13 protein-coding genes and 2 tRNA genes are annotated in these 21,953 nt (G+C 41.1%); 9 read left to right on the top strand and 6 right to left on the bottom strand.

Going from position 1 to position 21,953, the window contains the following annotated elements; all coding sequences use genetic code 11:
* Positions 1–13: 13 nt before the first annotated feature.
* Together V7K79_RS26455 and V7K79_RS26450 are read right to left on the bottom strand one after the other, a co-directional pair.
* On the bottom strand, positions 14–1,846 hold the full coding sequence (locus tag V7K79_RS26455; protein WP_335051951.1) for a vWA domain-containing protein: 1,833 nt from the start codon (positions 1,844–1,846) through the stop codon (positions 14–16).
* 788 nt (positions 1,847–2,634) lie between these two features.
* Positions 2,635–5,553 carry a sensor histidine kinase gene (locus V7K79_RS26450; protein WP_335051949.1) on the bottom strand — a complete coding sequence of 973 codons (2,919 nt, stop codon included), beginning with the start codon at positions 5,551–5,553 and terminating at the stop codon, positions 2,635–2,637.
* Between the two features lie 116 nt (positions 5,554–5,669).
* Here V7K79_RS26450 and V7K79_RS26445 point away from each other — a divergent pair, with 116 nt between their 5' ends.
* Both V7K79_RS26445 and V7K79_RS26440 read left to right on the top strand, forming a co-directional pair.
* On the top strand, positions 5,670–6,044 hold the full coding sequence (locus V7K79_RS26445) for a hypothetical protein (protein ID WP_335051947.1): 375 nt from the start codon (positions 5,670–5,672) through the stop codon (positions 6,042–6,044).
* 14 nt (positions 6,045–6,058) lie between these two features.
* On the top strand, positions 6,059–7,219 hold the full coding sequence (locus V7K79_RS26440) for a quinone-dependent dihydroorotate dehydrogenase (protein WP_335051945.1): 1,161 nt from the start codon (positions 6,059–6,061) through the stop codon (positions 7,217–7,219).
* 264 nt (positions 7,220–7,483) lie between these two features.
* On the opposite strand, the gene V7K79_RS26435 is transcribed toward V7K79_RS26440, so the two are convergent.
* Positions 7,484–8,209 carry a hypothetical protein gene (locus V7K79_RS26435; protein ID WP_335051943.1) on the bottom strand — a complete coding sequence of 242 codons (726 nt, stop codon included), beginning with the start codon at positions 8,207–8,209 and terminating at the stop codon, positions 7,484–7,486.
* 209 nt (positions 8,210–8,418) lie between these two features.
* Positions 8,419–8,580, bottom strand: coding sequence for a hypothetical protein (locus V7K79_RS26430; RefSeq protein ID WP_335051942.1), 162 nt, complete (start codon positions 8,578–8,580; stop codon positions 8,419–8,421).
* A gap of 166 nt (positions 8,581–8,746) precedes the next feature.
* Here V7K79_RS26430 and V7K79_RS26425 point away from each other — a divergent pair.
* From V7K79_RS26425 to V7K79_RS26415, 3 genes are all read left to right on the top strand, one after another.
* Positions 8,747–8,876, top strand: a tRNA-OTHER gene (locus tag V7K79_RS26425).
* A 36-nt stretch (positions 8,877–8,912) separates the two neighbouring features.
* Positions 8,913–9,034, top strand: a tRNA-OTHER gene (locus V7K79_RS26420).
* A 37-nt stretch (positions 9,035–9,071) separates the two neighbouring features.
* On the top strand, positions 9,072–10,673 hold the full coding sequence (locus tag V7K79_RS26415) for a TROVE domain-containing protein (protein ID WP_335051940.1): 1,602 nt from the start codon (positions 9,072–9,074) through the stop codon (positions 10,671–10,673).
* A 553-nt stretch (positions 10,674–11,226) separates the two neighbouring features.
* Here V7K79_RS26415 and V7K79_RS26410 read toward each other — a convergent pair.
* Entirely contained in the window at positions 11,227–12,072 is an 846-nt protein-coding gene (locus V7K79_RS26410; RefSeq protein WP_335051938.1) for a peptidoglycan-binding domain-containing protein, read from the bottom strand.
* A gap of 264 nt (positions 12,073–12,336) precedes the next feature.
* Between V7K79_RS26410 and V7K79_RS26405 the strand changes: the two genes are divergently transcribed.
* Together V7K79_RS26405 and gorA are read left to right on the top strand one after the other, a co-directional pair.
* Complete coding sequence (locus V7K79_RS26405) at positions 12,337–14,664, top strand: AAA family ATPase (RefSeq protein WP_335051936.1); 2,328 nt, start codon at positions 12,337–12,339, stop codon at positions 14,662–14,664.
* Positions 14,665–14,994: 330 nt separating this feature from the next.
* A complete protein-coding gene (gene gorA, locus V7K79_RS26400; protein WP_335051934.1) occupies positions 14,995–16,341 on the top strand; it encodes a glutathione-disulfide reductase in 1,347 nt (448 codons plus the stop codon).
* A 253-nt stretch (positions 16,342–16,594) separates the two neighbouring features.
* Here gorA and V7K79_RS26395 read toward each other — a convergent pair whose 3' ends face one another.
* Positions 16,595–18,949, bottom strand: coding sequence for a CHASE2 domain-containing serine/threonine-protein kinase (locus V7K79_RS26395; RefSeq protein ID WP_335051932.1), 2,355 nt, complete (start codon positions 18,947–18,949; stop codon positions 16,595–16,597).
* 734 nt (positions 18,950–19,683) lie between these two features.
* On the opposite strand from V7K79_RS26395, the gene V7K79_RS26390 reads away from it, so the two are divergent.
* Positions 19,684–20,205: a LabA-like NYN domain-containing protein gene (locus V7K79_RS26390; protein WP_335051930.1), complete on the top strand. Its 522-nt coding sequence runs from the start codon at positions 19,684–19,686 to the stop codon at positions 20,203–20,205.
* Positions 20,206–20,296: 91 nt separating this feature from the next.
* Positions 20,297–21,901, top strand: a complete 1,605-nt coding sequence (locus V7K79_RS26385) for a 2-isopropylmalate synthase (protein ID WP_335051928.1) — start codon at positions 20,297–20,299, stop codon at positions 21,899–21,901.
* Positions 21,902–21,953 lie beyond the last annotated feature (52 nt).

Here is a 21,953-nt window from a genome sequence, read left to right as displayed (position 1 = left end):
CCTGTGATATTATTCAAAAATTTGTCTGCCCACTGCTTGGCTCAGAGGGTCTTCGGTGTTCAATCCAGTTAAATAGCAATTTAACGTTGCCAATCTCGATGATGTCCTCGTCGTAGAGTTCATCTGTATTTATTTTTTTAGTATTGACAAAAATTACACCTTTCAAACAGCGTATATCTATATTTTTTTTCCCTAACCGCCAAACTGTGACTAACTCGGCATCAGAATTGGTCGTTGCAATAGCTGGTATCAAATCACTCAGGCATACTCTACCCTTCTGTAGGTGAGTGAGACTAATCTCTTCGTCTTGCGATGATTGTGGCAATGGTTCTAGTACTACCAACGCTCCTTCTAAGCGATCGCGGTTGCGGAAATCTTCGGCTAATTCTAAGGGGGTTTTGCGTTGAATTAAACAAACTACTATCAGTGAAATTAACAACACCAACAGCACTAAGAGCAACCAAATAACTATTTTCCGCCATAAAGGCATCAAAATATACAGATGAGCTTCCGCACTTACAGGACTAGCAATTGAGTTATCTGGAGTCAGGACTAAGGTGAAAGTGCGATCGCCTGCAAAACTGCTATCAGTAATCTGCAACTGCACAGGAATTTTTGTTTCTCCTGGTTGTAATGATATGGCTGCTGAAGGTTCTGCTATGGAAACATCTTTGGAATTGCCTTGCAGTTGTAAGCTAGCTGTTCCAGATATATTGGTGGGAACTGTAAAAATTTGGGTTTCAGTGGTTTTACCTGCTTCTATTGAGCCAAAATCTATCTTTTTAGGTTCTATTTGCAGTTGTGACTGAATGGTTACGGGTAGGTCAATTTTAATTGGTGCGACCGCTTGATCTGCGCCGATTAACACCAAGCGCAAGTTATTCACGCCCCCCTTTGCGTTCGCTGGTATCTGCAAACGCACGGGAATGGCTGTTGCTTGATTAGCAACTAAATCGATGGTGCGATCGGGTGAAATTAAGCGAATACCGCTTTGGTTTGGGTCTTCCAGTTGCAAATTTACCTTAGTATTGACATTACTGATGCTATTAATTTTGAGCGGTTCAGTAGTTGCTCCTGGCAATACTGGCGGTAAATTGACAGTGGGTAGATTAACATCAAGCTTGGGCTTAATTAGCGCTGGTCGGATATTTTGAGCCAGTTGGTTCAGCTGAACTCCTCCAGGATCTCGCAATACTTGTCCCTTACCGCAAAGTGCTGGATTGCTAGCAAAATCATTCAGTTGCTTTTCATGTTCTTTTAATCCTAAAGATACAAAAAATATGTATGGCTTGCATTGTTGCTCACGTAGAAACTGGGTATTCCCAGGAATAGAAACGGGATTAGGAATACCACGCACATCTTCTAATCCGTCCGTCAGAAATACGATACTGACAGTACGACCAAGAGCGTCAGGACGTTTATTTAATAGGGCAGAATGTTGCAAAGCCTTTTGCACAGCTTTACCTGTATGAGTACGCAAACCCTCAGCTTGAAGTGAGCTAATTATTTGCTTGAGTTTACCTCTATCTGGATTACTGTTAATAGTGATATCATTGGCGTTTAGCGTGACATCTTTATCGAAGCTATAAATAGTAACTGTATCGCCTAATCTAGCAGTGTTAACAAATTCAGTAATAGACTTTTTTACTGGCTCAAAAATATTTTTTGTTCTACCTACACCACGCATAGAAGCAGAAGTATCTACTACTAAAATCCAGTCAATTCCTCCTTTATTAGTGGTCTGAGCCGATGCACTACACAAGTTAGAAATTGATATTACAGTTAAAAAAATAATGCTTCGGACTAAACCAAATTTTAACCAATGCTTGAGGTATCTAAAACTCATTGATAGATTCCTCCAGGCAGATAAATTTTATATTGGTCTTCCTCAAAGTAGTAGCTTAAGAGTTTAGATTTAATTCTATTGATGCTGATAAATATTTGATAGCATCGATAAACTTTTCTTTGCTGTAAACTTATAATCCATAAACTGGCAGTTAGAATGTGATGTATTAATTTCATCTTATTAACTAAAAAATGTATGCTCATATAATTCGTATTAAAAGAAAATACAAACTTAGATTAAATATATAACTTGAAATTGATTTTAATTCAGTTGATCAAAGCGTTAAAAATTATTCTGATATTTTGCATAATAAAATATTTAACAATGAATGAATTAATAACAACTTGCAATTTAATAAAAATTGCAACGTGAAGCATTAATAGAAAACTTTGTTGAGCAAAAGTTATTCAGTTAATTATTTTTTTCGGAAATAAAACTAAGAATATTGCTTGTCAGCATTTAATCAAGTTATATGCTAACCACTATTTTCAAAAATGTCACGTTTTTTCGGAGATATTAAAGTACCAAAAGCTACCTGTTAAACTCTGGAGAGACTCAGTAAATATATATAAAATAGTTGAGATAATTGCCAATATAATTTCAGATTTACGTTTAATTAGCCTTGACGTGACAAAGATAAATTGTTAAAGCTTGTAGTTATAGCAGTTCTCGTACAAGTAAGGTAATTAATTATAGTGCGTTTGTACTACTATTTTCTGTGGGAATGGGAAGCGTATTTACGTTTAAATTTCAACCCTTAATTCACCGCGATTTCACGCAAAGCTGTACTAAGAATCATGAACAGCTAACGGCAATAACAAACGGCTAACTACCCGATTATCTGGTAGCTGATAGAAATTCAACTCTCCTCCTAGTTCCTGCATGAGGTTTTGGCAGATTGCTAGATGTAAAGCTGGTGGTTGGTCGAGGTTGGAGGGAGCAAGCACATCTTTGGGTATATTATGTAGTTCTGTGAGTAACTGTGGTTCGATCGCACCGTTATATGTGATTGATAATTCTAGCGATGTCTGATGTTCAACTTCTCCATTTGTAGAAGAATGCTTTATATCTGAGGGTTTTGACGCATCTAGACGGCGACACCAAATATCAATTCTGCTGCCGATTTGAGAACGGTTACAGGCAGTAACCAATAATTCATGGATAACTAATTCAATTTTGACAATATCACCAGCGATCGCCATTGGGGATTGAATGCTGGAGGTAGGAACGGCTCTGACTAATGAAGAATTCTTGGGTGATTCTTGCTCGTCAATTGATTGTCCCAAACCATGTACCCCAATCCACAGCTTTTGTTGTTTGAGTAAATTTTCAATCCGTTCGAGCGATCGCTTTAGTAAACTGGCTATGGACATAGTTTCCCAACTAATATGTAGCTGCCAGTTCTCAAGTTTTAGCATTCCACTCATAGAGGTGGCTGTATGATCTAACTGCCGTAGCAATAGTTGGTAGCGCATCTGAGTTAATTCATTAGCAGGAATGCCCAAATCGTGTATCTGTTTCAGAGAATGGGCTGTTATTCTTTGAATTTCCTCTAAACGACGATGTTTGTACCAGTTGAGTTGTCGTAATTCTTCGGTTGTGGATTCTAAAAGTCGGGTAATTTGCTTTTCACGACGCCACCAGGCTAATTGAGAAATCAAAGTTGCTGTTGCACTGAGGCTTTGTTCTGACCAACGACGCTGTTGATAGTCTACTAGCAACACTACACCAGTAGTTTCATAAACGGCAGTTGTACGTAATGCCATTACCAAAATTTGACTTTTTTCTGGAATATTCAACCATTTCCGAGTTTCTGGAGGTAAATTATCCACCTTCAAAGTTAGGTAAGTCTCTGTAGCGAGTGCCCACTGAATTAAGGCTTCAGCCTGGATTGAAATAGATGCATCAGAAAAAATCCCAAATTGGCTGTTGTCAATCACTCCAGGAATAATTTCTGCCCAACTTTCGCCAGGTGCCCAGGATAGCATTAGCGCTAAGGGACAACCCAAAATTGATGCTATTTGTTCGAGAGATGCACCTTCTAAATCCTTTTTTTCGACCTCAATGCTGTTCTGGGATTGTGTCAGGATGCGTAAGCATTGCTCAAATACCTGGGAAGTTTTTTGCTGCTGGGTGGTGCGGTTATGTAATTGCCACTGACGAACAATTACACCAATTTGCTGACTGACAGCCCACAGCAATTCCTTTTCTAAAGTTGTCCAAGAACGATGGCTTTCATGAGTAATCACCAAAAGTGCTGCTGGTATATGCTCATGAGTGCATTTACAAACAAGTAGCGATCGCACATTATTCTCTAACAACGAGGGTCGCCAGTTAAAAAAGCGTAAATCTTCATCTAAGTTCTCAATTTCCACCGCTTGAGTTGAATTTTGCAAAAGCTGCCCATCTAATTCTTTGAGAGTATCCAGGGTAAATGTCAACGGTCGGCGATTATAGGGCTGACTTTGGTAAGTAAATTGATAATTCTTCTGCTCAGGGTCATACTGCAACAGTAAAAAGCGGGTAGCACCTAATCGAGCTAAAACTCTTTTAGCACAACTGTGTAAAGTTACCTGAAGGTCATGTTCGCTATAGATACCTTGGGCAACTTGGCTAGTCAGTTGAGCATCCTCTTGAATCTGTTTGATCGTACTTTCCATGCCTTCGGTAGGTACAACCAGAGAAATTAAACCTGCAACACCTTGGACGAAATTTTTATCTGTGTCTGTCCAGATGCGAGGTTCATTGCTTTCCACCGCCAGAAAACCGACTAAGTTCTTTTGCCAGATAATCGGAGCTGCCAAGAGCGATCGCACCTTCAAACGTTCCAGCAATTTTGCCGTAAAATGGCTTTTTAAAGAACTGCGGGCATCACCAATCGAGACTATTTGGTTAACTGCTAAAGCATAATAAAAATCGCTCAAGTCCTGTACAGTCACTCCTGCTGCTTGCTGACTGCTATAATTGCGATCCATTTTGACTAGCTGATTGCTCATTCGACACCAAAAGTAGCGCCCTTCCCGCTCAAACCAGTAAACATTTGTCCGGTTGGGGGAGACAAATTTATGAGTTGCTTGCACCGCCACTTCAAGTCTTTGATTCAGGTTACTGAGGTTGCGTAAATTTTCTAGCAATTCTAATAATGGCTCGTCGGTTCGCCTGGTTTGCTTTTGCTGCTTATACATCTCATTTTGATAAAGCACTGCCCCTAGTTCACCTAAAACCATCATCAAACGTGCTTTTGTTTCTCCTGTCAGTAGGTAGCCCCAGCGTTCTGAACCCAATAACAGCAAGCCCAAGCAACGGTCTTTATAGCGAATTGGTAAAATAACCGTTCCTTGGATGTGGGATTTTTCGGCAATTTTTCGCCATTCGGCGGCGCGGATTTCAGTTTGCAAATCAGCAATGCCTAAAGGATGTTGTTCAATTACTACTTGCTCTAATAAATCCCCAGGACTTAGAACAACCCTTTGGCGTAAAAAGCTCGTGTCACGATCGGGTGTGATGCCTCCTTTGCCGAATAATATGTGATTCAAGCGATCGTAAAGAGCAATCCAAATCAGTTTGTAGTCAAACTCTTCTTTTAGATAAGAAATAGTAGTTTCAATCAGAACGTCAACATCATCTTCTTCTCTGAGGCTCTGGAGGACGCGCCCCAAAGAGAGGATCTGCTGTTCGGCGGCTATAGGTTTTTGCGGCTGCCCCATCTGATTTATTGATTAACATAACTTGTAATATATAAGATGCCCAGAAAAGCACCCTGAGTAATATTGCCACAGGTGTTTGCTAAAAGTTGAAAGTTAAATTAGGGAGCGCTAGGGAAATGGGCGAAATTACGTCTGATGCTCAAGAGGAGCAAAGACAAGTCTCTGAGGAAAAGCGAGAGTCTGCTGAAGATAGCAGGCTCTCGCAAGAAAAAGAGCGAAAGTCTGCTGAAGATAGTAGGCTCTCACAAGAGGAGCAGCGACAGTTTGCTGAAGAAATCAGGAATTCTGCCGAAGAAACCCGACAGCTTGCTGAAGAAATGAGAAATTCTGCCGAAGAAACCCGACAGTTTGCTGAACAAGTGCGGGTAGTCAAAGAAGAACTCCGACAAGCTAAAGAGGAAGCACGGCAATCTAAAGACGAACTCCGTCAAGCTAAAGAAGAACTCCGACAAGCTAAAGAGGAAGCGCGGCAGTCTATCGAATTCGCGTAGTATTAAGGATTGAAATGGATATTTATCAAGTTGCTATTCGTCCGCTTTTGTTCAATGTAGTAAAAACTGATTCAGAGTGGTTACATCAGCAGACGATTCGCAGTTTTAATTGGCTATCGCAAACTCCTGCTAGTTGGGTAAACCAACGCTTAAAGCAGTCCTTATGTCTGTACGATTCCCGCCTAGAACAAAATTTGTTTGGGCTAAACTTTCCAAATCCTGTAGGGTTAGCAGCTGGCTTCGATAAGGATGGAGTAGCTGCTGGTATTTGGTCTAACCTGGGTTTTGGCTTTGCAGAAGTAGGAACTGTAACTTTTCATGCACAGCCAGGAAATCCCCGTCCCCGTTTGTTTCGCCTACCGTTGGATAAAGCTGCTCTCAATCGGATGGGTTTTAATAACAAAGGTGCAGCAGCAATGGCGGCACGTTTGGCACAAGAAAAGCATGAGCTTACCCGATCGATACCCATAGGAATAAATTTGGGTAAATCTAAAGTAACTCCCCTAGAAGCAGCCGCAAAAGATTATCTTGATAGTTTTCGTTTACTCAAAGATTTGGGAGACTATTTTGTTGTTAATGTCTCTTCTCCAAATACACCAGGGTTGCGATCGCTCCAAGATGCTTCTATGCTCAGTGCCATCTTAGATTTATTACAACTAGAAAATAATACACAAAAACCACTTTTTGTCAAGATAGCACCAGATTTATCATGGGATGCGATCGCTGACATTATAACTCTTGCCAAAACTTACCAACTGGCGGGAATTATCGCTACTAACACCACCATCAGCCGTGATGGACTGAAAACCCAAGTGATTGACCAAATCGGCAAATCACCACAGGATGAAGCTGGCGGAATTAGTGGTGAACCATTACGCGATCGCTCCACTGAGGTAATTCGTTTTATTTGGCAGCAAACTCAAGGACAAATCCCGATTATTGGTGTGGGTGGCATTTTTTCTAGTGAAGATGCTTGGGAAAAAATTACTGCTGGTGCTAGCCTAATCCAAGTTTATACAGGCTGGATTTACGAAGGGCCGCTGATGGTACGCCGGATTCTAGCTGGTTTACTTTCCAAGCTAGAACAAAGCGGATTAAATTCCATCAATGATGCTATAGGTTTAGAATTCAAAAATCAACGAAGACAGGAAGCACGAGGTAGGAAGCAGGAGTAAGACTGTCCGTACTCTTAGCTGCTGTGCTTTTAATTTGCACTTTGAAGCAGCAGAGGGACAGAAAAGAGGGTTTGCAGGTTTTACCTAAAAGATGATAATGCAACTTGTAGGCGCGACAGCTTATAACTATTGTTACCAGAGAGAGCAAGGGTTTAAAACAACAGCACTGACCGAGAGTTCAGGTTGCCAAATCATTCTCATTTGAATAAAAGGATAATTTTCTCCTCCTGCCTCCTGCCTCCTGCCTCCTACCTCCTGCCTCCTTCAACCTTCTTTCTCCACTGGGAAAAACTCCTTAGTTTTTTCAGAGTATGACCAGGCAATACCATCAGGGTCTTTGCTGCGACTCCAGTCAGGAAACTCTGGATCGTTTCGCCGTTTATAAACCGTGCTGGAATAGACATTTAGCCGTTTCGCAAGTTCAGATTGAATCAGAGAGCCAAAAACTAATTGTTTTTCCAGCGATAGTTTAGCTTCCTCATGTGTTTGCTGTGGGAGTGATTCGGTTTCTGGTTCTTCCTCCTGTGGGGTTGGTGGTGGTGCTAGGAGCGATCGCGCTGTTTTAGTAACTGGTTGAGCCGGAAGTTCTTTAACAGGCTCACTACTATCAAGAATATTGCCGAGAATGCTGGCAGTTATAAAGTAATAAGACTGCCCTGCCTCTTCAGAGTTGACTATACTCGCACCAAATTCCGAGGCTTTACCATCCAAGTAGCGTTTTGCCGTTGTTCCAGGAAAATTGCCCTTGATTGCCAAGTCCATCGGCGTAAGTCTCCCCTGATTTTCGCGAACCAACTGATGAAAAATTGGGTTAACTCGCACAGTCCACTGTTGCCATTGATATTCCTGCCAAAGCTTGAAGCCAATTACCAGCACAATTCCCGCCAGTAAGATTCTCCAAGTAGCAACTAGGAAAATAATCAAAAACGAGATGGGCAAAAGTAGAACGAGAAAAGCCTTGCCGTCACCTTCTATGGGTTTCTCACTCATGCCGATTTTTGCCAAGTGAATTTTGGGAAATAATATTATTATATTGGCAAAAATTGAGACACTTTTTTGTATCTTTTGGCAAAGTTACGGCAAATTTGTCGGCAAAATCTTACTCAGTAAGTGTTATAGGTTTATCAACCTTCTGTTTATTTAATATGGGTCTGCGATCGCACAAAAGTTTTTTGCCAGAGAAAACAAGGGGGTTGTGATCAGAGCGATCGCCATACATCTTGGATAATCTCCTCCCGAAATTCTGAGCGATCGCTTGCTTGTACTCCTGAGACTTTTCTTTCCAAAGCAATAATTATAAATTGGTTTACCAGACCCTTGACAACTAATATTACATATACTACATTAATAATACAAGTCAACTTTCACTAAAAAGTTAGCTTTCAGCAATAGCGAATAGCTCGGCAGAGCGTCCACCTTACCCGAAAGGGCCGACGTATTGAGGGTTATCGCATATAACTAAAAAATCCTTGATTAAACTTCTGGAGGTGTAGGTAAAAATCCTACTTCGTTAGAGCAAATTTATATGTGGTGGGTAGCTCAGTGGATAGAGCGCCTAAATGTCCTTATTCACACCTTGCCTGAAAAGGCCGACGAATTGAGGGTTATCGCCTGTTAAGCGGGAGGTCGCGGGTTCAATTCCCGCTCCACTACACCAAATCTAGTTCTGAAATTTGAAATTTTAATTTTCATGTGGCGGGTAGCTCAGTGGTAGAGCGCTAAACATCCTTGTTCAACCCTTGCCTGCAAAGGCCGACGAATTAGGGTTATCGAATCGGGTTCGAGAGGTCGCAGGTTCGAGTCCTGCTCCGCCACCTTTCATTTTTGCCCGCAAGGGCCGGGAGATGAAACGATGAATTACAATTTTTTCACTAAAAACAAAACAACTACACCCCAAAATCAACCTATCCCCGGACGAGAAGCAGAAATGGTTCAGGGACGTTCCGGCGGTTGGATGTTTGATGCTGGTATTTGGAAAATGCTGCGCCGTTGTTTATTGGTTGGCACAGCAAAAAGCACTTACTACGCTGGTAAACAGGAATTAACTGAGGATTTTGTGACAGTTGTAAGACTTGCTGTTGCCGAAAATCCTGGCCGTGTCGCAGAAGAAATTTTGTATGCTAGCGATGGACGCGCCATCAATAACAGTGCGCCTATCTTGGCTTTAGTGTTGCTTTCGATGGGTGAAGCACCAGAAGCAAAACAAGCGTTTGGTGAAATTTTCCCGCAAGTTGTCCGCACTGGTAGCCACTTCTACGAATGGCTGAACTATACTAAATCTCTGCGGGGATTTGGCAAAGTTGTACGGGAAGCTGGTAAAACTTGGCTCTCAAGGGAGGATGTCAAAGGTTTAGCTTATCAACTGTTGAAATATCAACAGCGTCAAGGCTTCTCCCACCGAGATGCGTTGCGGTTGTTCCATGTCAAACCGCCTACAGAAAATCACCGTCAACTATTTGAGTGGGTAGTTAGAGGCTGGGAAGAATTGCCAGCAGATATCCCCTCAGAGGCATTGGCGCAGATTTGGTGGTATGAGTGGCTGAAGCGGAATCCAACCCAAACCCATGAAGCTATTTCCCAAGGACGTTTAACTCACGAAATGGCTGCACCTGTGGGCAAAATGGATAAGCTTGCTTGGCAGCTGCTATTTCAGGAAATGCCAATAGGTGCAATGTTGCGTAACTTGGGTTCTTTAACTGAACTAGGTGTGTTGCGAGCTGATGAAAGCGCCAACTTGCTGCAAGTAGAAGCAGTTCTTAATCGCAGAGAACATCTGCGTAAAGGTCGCATCCATCCGATTGATGTTTTGAAAGCACTCAAAACTTATCAATCTGGTGGCAGATTAGGACGCAGTAAGAAAACTTGGAATCCAGTTCCTCGGATTGTAGACATTTTAGAAAAGGCGGTTGAACTGTCTTTTGATATTGTGCAACCCACAGGTAAAGTTTTCATGCACGCCGTAGACGTTTCTGGTTCTATGGGTAGTATGGTTGCAGATATGGGACTAACTTGCTGTGAAATTGCCACGACAATGGCATTGGTGACAGCAAAAGCAGAGAAAAACTACATGATTCGTGGTTTTGCTACTGAATTCCGGGAATTAAGTATCACTGCCAAAGATAGTTTTAGTTCTGCGGTTCGCAAAGCTAGCAATCAAAACTTCGGTGGAACGGATGCGTCTGTAGCTTATGACTGGATGATTAAGAATAAGTTCAAAGCTGATGTAGTCTGCTTTTGGACTGACTCGGAAAGCTGGGCTGGATATAAGCATCCAAGTCAAGCATTGAAAGAGTACCGCAAAAAGGTAAATCCCAACGTCAAGGCGGTGTATGTCACCTTGACACCTTACCAAATTACTTTGGTAGATCCTGAAGATTCGCTGTCTTGGGATTTGGCAGGGTTCGACCCAGGTACGCCTCGGATCATCCAGATGCTAGCTACGGGTGAATTGTAGATATTGCTGAAGGGTAAAAGATGAAAAACTTTATCCTTCATACTTCATGGCGGGTTATCCTTGTTCGCAACTTGCCTTTCGGGGCCGAAGAATTTAGGATTATCGGTTACGTCTCCACCATTGTGGGGATTAGCGGGTTCAATCCCCGCACCCGCCTTTGTTTTTGATTTTTACCTCACGCAAAGAAGAAGCGATTTGATTTTTGAATGGTTGTTTTTCTATTTCAGCGATGGGTAAGAGTAGGGTGTCTTCGATGTGCGATCGCATTTGTCAAACTTCCTAGTTAAAATTATGCTAGCGATCGCCTCTTTAACTGTAAAATTAACCATGCTCTCATTGTCGTAGCTTTACCAGGTGAAGAAGCAGAGATTTTTGATCTGACCGTGCAAGGCTAATTCATGTCTGGCATCAATGGCTTAATCGGCTGAATTTTTTCTTCAGTACAGTTGCTGCATAAAAGTACGATCGCCTACCTCGGTTGGAAGCGATCGCACTTTTTTAAAAGTACAACGCAAAAATTTGATTGCCGATCAATTATGCAACTAGCGAATGATTAATTAAACAATTTCCCGAAAGAATTGATAATTGGTTTCCAAAAGATACCAGTTAACACGTATGGAGCATATTGCAAGATGGATAAGCTAGGCTTAAGTGAAGGCTTCAGTGGAAAATTTTCTAACAAAAAAGGTACTACACAGGTGAGTCCATAGGCAGTTGCTAAAGCAGTAGTTAATTTAGGAGTCTGACCTGGTATAGGGCTATAAAAAATACCCAATAGAATGCAACAAATCATCAAAAATTGCTCCCATAAAAACCATGATTGCGGCGACAAAAAATAAATTAACCTCGGAAAGCTTTTATCAATTTTTTGTCGCATTCCCAGCAATACTGCCCAAGTCGCTGCCCCAACAATGCCATCATTTTTCAATCCATAAATTCTTTGGAGGCGTTTTACTGCTCTTTCTGTCGCACTGTCAAAATAGCTAGTAGGTTCTTTTTTCAAAAATCCTTCATCATAAAGGATAGTTTGCAGTTCCTTAACCGTATTCCTTAATTCTGGGGACTTAATTTTTTGACTCCGAGAAAGTTTTGGGTACAAAAGACAAGCCCATGTCAGTGGGCCAACCACTCCATCTGCTAGAAGATTATTTCTTTTTTGAAATTCTTTTACTGCCTCGTCTGTCTCTAAGTCAAATTTACCAGTAATCTCTGCAAGTAAACCTTGAGTTTTTAATCGCTCTTGCAATTCGTTGATTGATTCTTGTACAGACTTTGGTGTAAACTCACGGTAAAGTGTCGGAAGTTTATTAAAGACACAGACTTGTTTTTCTTCAGGAAAATAAAGTCGAGATTGTTTTAGACCAACCAAGATACTTATAGTTTGAATTAGTTTATTCATTCAGTACTCCTTTGTCGTCAAAATTGAAAAGGATAATTCAGCCAGAGTTTTTGGTTGGTTGTTAGGATAGATGTTGCATTTGCGCGCAGCCTGTTACCAACAATTATGAACTTAGTAATTAGCCTACTAAATTGACCATAAATAGCGTAATTAACAATGTTAAAAATTTGTTAGTTAAAACTTATTAATACAACATGGTAAAAGTTTTGTTAGTTAAAATGTTGCTAACCAACATTTAACAACAGAATTAATAGGGTGATATTTATGTCAGATCAGTCAGAGCGTGGGAATCTGTCTAAAGCTTGGTATCAAAAGGTTTTACAGGATTGGGATATAGATCGTTTACTGACTGACTTGGAGTCTAGAATTCAAGAGCGATATAGGCAAAATACTAAGAAAGACCTGTTACTTGGGTTGCTATGTGGGTATAGCTTGACAAAGATAAGTAAGGACTTGTGCAGGGAAAACGCTAGTGTAAGAGTTGGATTGAGCAATATCTATCGAGATATCGAAACTTTGACAGGAGAACTAGACAACAGCGTTAAGTCAAGTAACCTTATTTACATTCTAGAGAGACATGGATATCGCAGAGGTGTTGCTGCATCTAGTACTGAAAGCGCCTCTATCCCCCACAATCTGCCATCACCAACCTACACAGAATTTATTGGGCGCGAGGCAGATATGAAAAAGCTACTGGAAAGGCTTTTGCCGATGCATGGCGCTCACATGATTACAGTACATGGCATTGGTGGCGTAGGGAAAACGGCGCTGGTGTTAGCAGCTGCTTACGTGTGCTTAGAAGCTAGTAACGAAAACAGTTCTGATGCACCTAAATTTGATGCGATTATTTTCACTTCAGCCAAACAACAAGAACTGATTCCCGATATGATTTTGCAACGGCAGCAAGGACAGCATAACCTGCGCGAGATTTTTCGGGTGATTGCCAATGCTTTAAGCGACTCTACTATTATTCAATCTCCTCCCAATGACCAATTTGACCGTGTACGCCAATGTCTTTCTAAACAGCGAACGCTTCTGATTGTGGATAATATGGAGACTATAGAGGACAGGGATAGGGATGAGGTTATAGAATTCCTATACAATTTGCCCATTTGCGTCAAAGTAGTAATTACTACCCGCGAACGAATTGCCCTGCTGCCAATCAGTCTGCGAAACTTGCCCTTGAATGATGGTTTGCAGTTGATTCAGCAACAAGCAGAAGAGAAAGGTATAACTATCCAAGATGAAGACTCTAGCTTGCTCTATGATCGCACTGGAGGAATCCCCCTCGCTATTGTCTACGCACTCGGTCAAGTCTCCAGTGGCTACTCTTTGAACTTCGTATTGGAGCAGTTAGCCTCCGCTACAGGCGATGTGGCTCGTTTTTGCTTTGAGAAATCAGTGCAAGATACGAAGGGACAGCCACCCCACAAGTTACTAATGTCATTGGCGATTTTTCCTGACTCTCCTATCCAAGCTGCTGTGGCTGAAGTTGCTGGACTGACATCTGCTCCTGATTCCGTCAGTAAGGGCTTGGTACGTTTGCAGCAACTCTCGTTAGTGAATCTGAACCAAGAGACTAAGCGATACGAAATGCTCTCTCTGACTCGTGAGTATGCTTTAGCACAATTAGCTGCTTACCCAGATTTTGAGAAAGAAGCACGGAAACGGTGGGTGAAATGGTATCTAAATTTTGCTTACAGATACGGCGGAGAAGATTGGGAGGACTGGATACATTACAACAGGTTAAAGGAAGAGGAAGGAAATCTCCGCGAAGTACTCTATTGGTGTAAAAACCAAGACCATTATGTAGAAGTTAGGGATTTATGGTTGCTCTTGAACCACTACGCCAATCTCTATGCTTATTGGGACGATCGCCTCGATTGGTTGCAATGGCTGATAGAACAATCAGAACGACGTGGTGAATGGTCATCTTTGGTAAAATTCATGATCCGCAAAACCTGGCTACTAATTCGGGAGTGTTCGCCCCAAAGTCTTACGCAAGCAGACGAAATATTGCAGCGGGCATGGGTTTTACGCGACCATGCAGATTCATGCGTTCAAGCTGACTTAGCCGAAAGTATGGCTAGACTGCGAATCAGACAGAATAATTATATAGATGCACGCCACTGGCTAACGGTAGAAGAAAAATTGGTGATTGAGGCGAATCTAGACGAGCGACAGCACATCCGCTACTTTATTCCCGTTCTTTATCATCGGGCTGAAATCTTTTATTCAGAAGGGGAATATTCATTAACGAAGAAGCTATTTCAAGATGTGATGAAAAGTGCAGAAAAAATTAATTGGTATCGGGTGATTAATTCTGCTCAAAATTGGCTTGCTGATATTGCCATCGAACAAGGCGATCGCGATGAAGCTCAAAAGCTATTAATTAAAGGCTTAACTGTTGCCGAAAGTAGCAATAATAAACGGCGTCTGGCTCGTTATCAACGTTCTCTAGCCCGCTGGGAGAAAAAGTGGGGAAGTGTCCACAAAGCCCGCCAATTGTCAACTCAGGCTATTAATGGTTTTGAGCAATTGGGAATGACAAGGGATGCACAGGAGATGCAAACTTTACTTGATTGCCGATAATTAACTGTAAACAACGTATTTCCAGTTATTTTCTAGTATGGCTGCTGCCCAAATTAGGCAATGGGTTACACCTTGTCGCCAGCGATCGCACTTCTAAGTACTGCTTAGACAAGATGCGTTATTTGTCAAAAAAATGTAATATAAGTTAGTAATAATTGGGCGATCGCTGTTCCTTTTTGATTTAATACTATTAATGCGGCAATATCCTACATATCAGCCTGGTTTCATCCCAAATTGTCCACCCAAAGACAGTAGATGAAGTTTTGTCTGACTAACTATAAGGGATGAAATAGCTCTGCTTTCCAAACAGTAAAAAAGGAACAGATTTTTATGACATTTGATTACGATTTGTTTGTCATTGGTGCTGGGCCTGGAGGATTGGCAGCAGCTAAAAAAGCAGCTAGTTATGGTGTACGTGTTGCTGTTGCCGAAGAAGAAGCCATTGGTGGAACCTGTGTAAATCGCGGCTGCGTTCCCAAAAAGCTGATTGTCTACGCTGCTGACTTCGCCCTGCAAAATCAAATAGCGCAGAGTTATGGGTGGAGTGACTGTCAAACATACTTTGACTGGACATTATTTATTAAATCAGTACATCAGCATATTGACAATGTTAACCAATCCTATTTTCAGCAATTGCAAAAAGCTGGAATTGAGTTAATATCTCAACGTGCCACTTTCATCGATTCCCATACTATCAATGTTGATGGACGCAAAGTTACAGCTGACAAAATTTTAATTGCTGTGGGAGGGCAACCCCTTAAGCCCAAAATCCCAAGTATAGAATACGCCATCACATCCCGCGAGATGTTTCAGCTACCCTATCTACCAAAACGTTTAGCAATTATTGGCGGCGGCTACATTGGCGTAGAATTTTCCAGCATGATGCACGCTTTTGGTTGTAAGGTAACGGTAATTGAAAAAGATGAGATGATTTTATCAGGGTTTGATGATGAAATTCGCTCTGCTGTACAACAAGGGTTGATTAAACGTGGAATTAAGTTTTTCACCAACAGCACTGTTCAAGAAATCAAATACTCAGATGAGACTTTGTTGCTAACTATCACTGGTAAGAAGCGAGAAATAATTACAGCAGATACTATCTTAGTTGCCACAGGTTACGCTCCAAATACCAAGAATCTTGGTTTGGAAAATGCCCATGTTGAACTAGGCGAAGATGGTGCAATCAAAGTAGATGAATACAGCCGCAGCAGCCAAAACAATATTTTTGCTGTGGGTGACTGCACCAGCCGCGTGCAATTGACTCCAGTGGCTAAGGCAGAAGGTATTGCCTTTGCTGATACAGTTTTTGGGAACAAGCCGCAAAAACTAAATTATGATTATGTGCCCACTGCTGTTTTTTGTCGTCCAGAAGCGGCTAGTGTGGGGATGACGGAGGCGAAAGCACGCGAAACATTTGGTGAATCTGTAGAATGCTACCGTACCCAATTCCAACCACTGTTGTATCAGATGATCGAACAAAATGAGCCAACTACTATGAAGTTAGTGCTTAATGCTGATTCTGGACAAGTTTTGGGTGCTCATATGGTGGGTGAACACGCAGCAGATATCATTCAAAGCCTTGGTGTGGCAATTCGTAAGGGCATTACTAAGGAAGATTTTGATCAAACCATAGCCATTCATCCCACAATAGGAGAAGAATTTCTGTCGTTAAATTAAAATCATGTGCAGGGCTGAGTGAAAAGCCACAAACAGAGAAGGGGGAAATCCTTCTTCTCACTCCTCTATTTCTATGCTCAATTATATAGCAGGAGGCAGGAGGTAAAACATTACTATTCCTAGCATCCACGCTTTCAAGATGTCCTAACCTTTAATTCGCTTGCTATACTTTGGCAACTCCAAAAATTAAATTATCCAAATTATTGTATTCAGGTTTAAATCCCCAACTCAAAATCTCTTGAATTTTGAATTGTTAATTGGAAGTCTCTTGTCCTTCTGAGTAAGATTTTGTGGGAATGCCTAAATCGTCTAAAGTATTCATTAATAAGTCTTCTTGTGGGAGATGGTGTGTGTGTTGGAAATTTACTAAATCGTCAAGAGCTTTAAGAGCTTCAAGATCCTTAAGAGCCTCTGATGCAGACTGATATCGCTCTTTGAAGTCAGCCAGCACCATTTTACTGAGAATCTGAGCTAGGGAGTGACTCACCTGAGTGCACTCGCTCCATTTGATCTCCCCGTTAGCATCTCTATCTAGCTCACGGGGTGCTATACCAGTTAAGGCTTTAATCCCAACCATGCCAACTGCATAGATATCACTACTGTAGTGTGGACGCCCAAAACATTGTTCGCTTGGTGCGTAACCCTGAGTGCCAATTCCAATGGTGAAAGGGGTTGACTCTTGACGATCAAGTTGTTTGATGCCGACTTCCTTGACGGCTCCAAAGTCAATCAATACCAGTTTTCCGTCTGAGTGTCGCCGGATGATATTACTGGGTTTAATATCTCGATGAATCACGTGGTTTTCATGGACAAATATTAATGTTTGCAATAAGTCCCTGATAATTTTGATCACTGCAATTTCTTCAATTGCTCTACCTGCTAAAAGTTCTTGATTTAAAGGATGACCAATTATCTGTTCTTGGACTAAATAAAATTCTTCATCTTCTTCAAAATAAGCTAAAAGTTGAGGAATTTGAGCGTGCCTTCCCAATTTTTCCAGTGTTTGTGCCTCTGAATTAAAGAAACGTCTGGCAAGTTGTAATCCTTCTGGTTTAGTATTAGCTGGTTTTAGTTGTTTGACAACACATCGCGGATTTCCAGGACGTTGGGTATCTTCGGCAATGTAGGTTTCACTAAATCCACCGAAACCGAGAACTTTGACAATTTTGTATCGTCTAGCCAAAACTTTACCTGATAAGGCTAAATCTCGTTGCTGAATTAGGTGTTGGAAGTCGTCTTGTTGGCTGATAATTTCTTGGACAATGGGTGAAGTTTTATACTTCTGAAAAATATCTACTAATTGGCGTTTTCTGATGCTTTCCCTGATGGCTGAGGTTGCCAAATAGCAAATTCCGGTCATGGCGATCGCCATCATTGGTACAGCAGTGGGAAAAGTTAACTGACCATAAACAAATAACCCATAGCTAATTCCTCCCCAAGTGCCAGACAAGGCCAGACCATAGAAAAATCTATGGATGCTACGCTTGCGTCTGCTAATCATCAAGGCTGAACTGCCCACTAGCATTAGCACAAATAAACCCTGCAATGGTGGACTAGAAATTGCTGGGGCGATCGCTTTGCCTGTCATCAATGTTGCGATCGCATTAGCGTGAATTTCTACGCCCGACATCGGTTCAGTGCTATTACTACCAGCGACTGGATAATAATCATTATCTAACTTATCTGTTGCACCAATCAGCACAATCTTGTCTTTGAACACCTTTCCTTGGTGCAAATAGCTGTTCCAGTTTTGCGGGTCGAATACATGCAAAAAAGGTTTTTGCTCAAATGTACCCGCAGGTCCCCAAAAATTAATGCGATCGCCTTTTGGTTGAGGATAATTTACTTGTGCTGCCCTCAGCGCTGCTTCATCAAAAGAGAGTCGCTTTTTGTTAAATAAATTATCTTCACCTAATGATTTGGGAAACTCACTCGCTAATCGATGAATTTTTCCATCTACTTCTAAAGGAAAATTAACTGAGCCAATGGATACTGACCCGGTACGAAACATTTGTTGTGGGTCTGTCAGTTGCGTAAAAGATCCTTGGTGCGTCAGGGAACTTTCGTAGACGGCTGCTAAGGTAACTTTTTTGCCATATTTTTGCAATACTGCCTGAAATTGGCGATCGTCCGTAGCTCCATGACTGCTTGCTGTGTCAAAAACTACATCTAAAGCTACAGAGCGGGCACCTGCTTCGATTAATTTTGTAATTACCTGAGAGTATGCAGCACGTTTATAAGGATAAGATTTCAGTGTTTCTAAATAGGCATACTGTTTGGGGTCTGTTTTATAGTATTCTTTGGGAACCGATATTGACTGATCGTCTATTGCTAAAATTACAATGTCTTCTGGAGGCGCGATCGGCCCGCGCAGTTGAAAAAACCCAGAAAGCATCTGATTTTCCATCAATTGAACCAATTCCCCACCAGAAGCACTCAATAGTGCGCCTCCAATTACCCAAGTGCCAGCCAGTAGATGACCTAAGCGAACCATCCACCTGGAGTGCCGAGCAGATGCTGTTGAAGTCACTTTTGTTGGTTTACTTGAGGGTCTATTGGCAGTAGAGACATAATTTTTAGTTAAGGTAGATGTAGGTTCTTCTGCCATATCGTGTTACTGATTGATTTTAATCCAACACTTTTATTTATTCAGACCACGTTTTAGTGTAAGCACATTGAAACAAGACTTAAGTGACAACCTTATATATTTGTAAAGTATCTTCTATTTATAAACAAACTTTTATTGGTAGAACTAGCCCCCAGAAAATTTTACTCAACCACTACTTAATTTATTCTTTTTTTGTTGAATATGTTACAAGTAGTCATTGTCTCACAGATGAAAGCCGGATATACTCTACCTGTGTATTTGGTTATGGCAAAATTTTACCCTAACCTAACCAACAAGTACATTACTAACTAGGTGCTATACCAGAAGCAGTTCCAAGGCTGTCTTCTGTTTCTGGTGCAATCTTGATAATATCCAGAAAGCGTGTCCTAATACTGACAGCTTTATGAAAGATAGGCATTAATTTATATCTTACCTTAAGCCTATATTATACCTCTTTAGGAGTAAACTTTAGTGTTATGCAGCGATGAATGCTGTTACTGGATCAATTTTATGGGTAGATTTTGATCGCCGAGTGGCTCTTGCAGTGCTGGGTGAATCAGGTTAACACCTGGAGATCAACTCCAATATTGCAAGCGTTTTTATGTCTTGAAAGAGGTAGGATGAAAGCTATAGATAAAAAACTACGTTATAGATATTAGCAAACAAGGCATTTGAAAATTGCTATAATCTATTGTTCCATCTAAATTCATATATATTATTAGGTGTAAATTTGTATGGGTTCTCCAATGAATCGTCTGTCTATTTTTGTAGATGGAAACAATATGTTCTATGCTCAACAAAAAAATGGCTGGTTTTTTGACCCGCGACGAGTCTTAGAATACTTCAAACATGAGCAATCAGAAACAACATTAATTAATGCCTTCTGGTACACTGGCTTAAAAGATCCACAAGACCAGCGAGGTTTCAGAGATGCTCTAATTAGTCTAGGATATACAGTACGAACTAAAATTCTTAAAGAATATTATGATGATACCTCAGGTCGTTACTCGCAAAAAGCGAATTTAGATATTGAAATTGTTGTAGATATGTTTAATACAGTAGACCAGTATGACCGAGTAGTATTATTCAGTGGTGATGGAGATTTTGAAAGAGCAATCGAACTATTACGCTCAAAAAATACACATATTACAGTAGTATCAACAGAAGGAATGATTGCAAGGGAACTACGCAATGCTACTGATAGATATATAGATTTAAATGATATCAGAGATCGAATAGAGAAAACTGAAGGTTAGTAACTTTAACAATTATTTACAAAAATCAAAACTAGAGTTGAAGATATATTAAGCCATAAGTAAACACTAAACACTAAAAAACAAACGACAAATGACAAACAAAACAGATCGAATCATTATTTTTGATACAACATTGCGAGATGGAGAGCAGTGTCCGGGAGCAACTTTGAATATAGACGAAAAGCTAGTTATTGCCAAGCAATTAGCGCGTCTAGGTGTAGATGTAATTGAAGCAGGCTTTGCCTTTGCCAGTCCCGGAGATTTTGAAGCAGTCAAGAAGATTGCTCAAATTGTCGGGACAGAAAATGGCCCGGTAGTTTGTAGTTTGGCAAGAGCGATTAAAGCAGATATTCAAGCGGCTGCTGAAGCATTAAAACCAGCAGTTAATGCTAGAATTCATACATTCATTTCGACTTCTGATATTCATTTAGAGTATCAATTGCGAAAGTCACGGGCTGAAGTGTTAGCGATCGCTGAAGAAATGGTAGCTTATGCCAAATCTTTCATGACAGATGTGGAATTTTCGCCAATGGATGCGGCTCGTTCCGATCCAGAATTTTTATACCAAGTATTAGAGCGAACGATCGCAGCTGGTGCAACAACAGTTAACATTCCCGATACTGTAGGTTACACAACTCCTAGCGAATTTGGAGCCATAATTAAAGGGATTATTGAGAATGTCCCCAACATCGACCAAGCGATTATTTCAGTTCACGGTCACAATGATTTAGGCTTGGCAGTTGCTAACTTTTTAGAAGCCGTAAAAAATGGCGCACGGCAACTAGAATGTACGATCAATGGCATTGGCGAACGCGCCGGAAATGCATCATTAGAAGAATTGGTAATGGCGTTACACGTGCGGCGGCAATATTTTAACCCCTATCTCGGAAGACCAGAAGAATCTCAAGAATCCCTGACAAATATCGACACCCGACAAATTTATAAAACCTCACGCTTAGTTTCCAATTTGACGGGAATGTTGGTACAACCAAATAAAGCGATCGTTGGGGCAAATGCCTTTGCCCATGAGTCTGGAATTCACCAAGATGGTGTGTTAAAAAACAGGCTTACCTACGAAATTATGGATGCCCAATTGATTGGCTTAACAGACAATCAAATAGTTTTGGGCAAGCATTCAGGTAGAAATGCTTTCCGCACTCGATTGAAAGAATTGGGCTTTGAACTATCAGATACTGAATTAAATAAAGCCTTCGTCAGATTCAAAGAAGTAGCAGATAAAAAGAAAGAAATATCTGATTGGGATTTAGAAGCGATCGTTAATGATGAAATCCAACAAGCACCCGATTTGTTCCGCGTAGAGTTGGTGCAAGTTTCCTGTGGTAGCAACGCTTGTCCTACTGCTACAGTTACTCTGCGTACCCCAGAAGGTGAAGAATTAACTGATGCTGCGATCGGTACTGGGCCAGTGGATGCAGTTTACAAAGCCATCAACCGTGTGGTGAATGTACCTAATCAGTTGATTGAGTTTTCTGTGCAATCAGTAACAGCCGGTATTGATGCCATTGGCGAAGTAACGATTCGTTTACGTTATGAATCTAAAGTCTTTTCTGGTCATGCAGCAAACACAGATATCATTGTGGCATCCGCGCAAGCTTATATAAATGCATTGAATAGGTTGTATGCATCTTTGCGAACTCAAGAAAAACTAGAGGAAGTAACTGCACAGAAAGTCTGAGATCGGATCTGTCAAACTATCTGTTTTTAGCTGATGCTAACAAACTCCTCTC

The organism is Nostoc sp. (assembly GCF_036917575.1).
Lineage (GTDB): Bacteria > Cyanobacteriota > Cyanobacteriia > Cyanobacteriales > Nostocaceae > Nostoc.
Note: the sequence above shows the minus strand (reverse complement) of the source record. Positions and strands in the feature narration are given on the sequence as shown.